Source organism: Allobosea sp. TAB14, assembly GCF_052113865.1.
In the GTDB taxonomy this organism is placed as follows: Bacteria; Pseudomonadota; Alphaproteobacteria; order Rhizobiales; family Beijerinckiaceae; genus Allobosea; species Allobosea spartocytisi.
Genome location: NZ_JBFRDQ010000347.1, coordinates 1 through 1,794 on the forward strand (window position 1 = coordinate 1; position 1,794 = coordinate 1,794).

General features: G+C 64.5%; 2 protein-coding genes. Both read right to left on the minus strand.

Annotated elements, in window-relative coordinates; genetic code table 11:
- Positions 1-1,217 (minus strand): ABC transporter substrate-binding protein (locus AB4Y99_RS27460; protein ID WP_441525576.1); only part of this gene is annotated, 1,217 nt, incomplete at its 3' end.
- Positions 1,218-1,305: 88 nt separating this feature from the next.
- Positions 1,306-1,794 (minus strand): carbohydrate ABC transporter permease (locus AB4Y99_RS27465; RefSeq protein WP_441525577.1); only part of this gene is annotated, 489 nt, incomplete at its 5' end.

Sequence of the window (1,794 nt, forward strand, 5' to 3'; positions counted from 1 at the left end):
GGCTGGATCTCGCCACGCATCACGCTGGCGACGACCTCGCGCTGCTGGCGCCAGATGCGCACCGAATTGCCGCCCGGATAGCCTTCCCACGGCGCGGCGCGGGAGACCTGGCCGTTGATCGTGCGGAAATTGGCGTTCTCCTTGTAGAACGGGCCGAGGAAGGCATCCTCGCCGGCGCGTAGATTGGTTGGCATGTAGCCGGCGGTCTCGACGACGATCTTCTGGGCTTCCGGTCCGGTGACGAACTTGATGAACTCCCAGGCTGCCTTCTGCTTGGCCGGGTCCTTGGCAGTGATCAGCGCGGCATTGCCGCCGGTCGGCAGCTTGCCGTTGGCCTTGTCGTCGACCGGGAAGAGCGCGGTCTTCAGCGTGAAGCGGTCTCCGATCAGGTCGGTGACCTGGCGCAGGYGAGCCGGCGTGTCGAAGAAGATGCCGATCTTGCCGGCGATGAACTGCTGGCGCGACTGGTCCCAGTCGATCAGCGGCATGCCGCCTTCGGTGACGAAGCTGCGCAGCAGCGACAGCGTCTTCTCGCCGGTCTCGCCGCCGAAAGCGACCTTCTTGCCATCGGCCGAGAGCATGGAATGGCCGGCCTGCAGGATCACGCCGCGCCAGAGCCAGTCATCCGGCCAGTCGTGGATGTTGTAGGCCATGCCGGCGGTGTCGCCGCTGCGGATCTTCCTGGCGAGCGCGACGGTGTCGGCCCAGTTGTCGGGCATCTTGTCGGGATCGCCGCCGGCCTTCTTCACTAGCTCGGCGTTGAAATACATCAGCGGCGTCGAGGCGTTGAAGGCGAGGCCGACCTGCTTGCCGTTGACCTGGCCGAGCGAGAGCAGCGCTTCGGAATAATTGGCCTTGCGCCAGGCTTCCGGCTCGGCCTTCAGCAGCGGGCCGAGATCCACGACCTGCTTGCGCTTGTCGAGGGTCTCGACCAGCTCGGTCAGCAGGTGGAACCCGGAATAGTAGACGTCCGGCAACTGGTTGGTTACCGACGAACGCAGCATCGCCTGATGGCCTTCGTCATAGCTCGCGGCCGGCGCCCGGAAATTGATCTTGATGTCCGGGTGCTTCTTCATGAATTCCGCGGCGATCGGCTCGTGGAACTTGGCGAAGGCCGGGAAGGCGTAGAGCACGTCGAGCGTGACCTGCGCCTTCGCGGCCGTCGAGGCGAGAAGGGTCAATGCCGCCGCGGCAAGGGCTTTGCCGAGAGGTTTCATGCGTGATCTCCTTGGCATGGACAGCGGTGCTGTCGGGTTGCAGTTGCTTCAGGCCTGAACTTTCGGCGGGGAGAGCGGCTGTAGGCCGCTACTTCACCCCGGTCATSGTGATGCCGTCGATRAACCKSCGYCTSGCGACGAGGAARGCGAKGACGAGCGGCGCGGTCAGGATCGTCGCSGCSGCMGTSAGYGCGCCGTAATTCGAKCCGGTCTCGGCATCGGCGAAGAACATCATCCCGAGCGGCGGTGGCGCGAGCTTGGCGTCGGAGATGACGATCARYGGCCAGTASAGRTCGTTCCAGTGCGCYACSGCSGAGAASACCGAGAAGGCGGCGATGGCCGGCCAGGCGCTYGGCGTSACGATGCGCCAGACGATCTCGAAYTCRCTCATSCCGTCGAGCCKKGCGGCGTTGATGATGTCGTCGGGAAAGCTGCGGAAGAACTGGCGGAACAGGAAGATGGCGAAGACCGATAGGAAGAACGGCACCATCATCGAGAAATAGGTGTTGAGCAGGCCGAGCTGTGCGAGCGCGATATAGAGCGGCATGGCCGGCACCTGCACCGGGATGCACAGGCC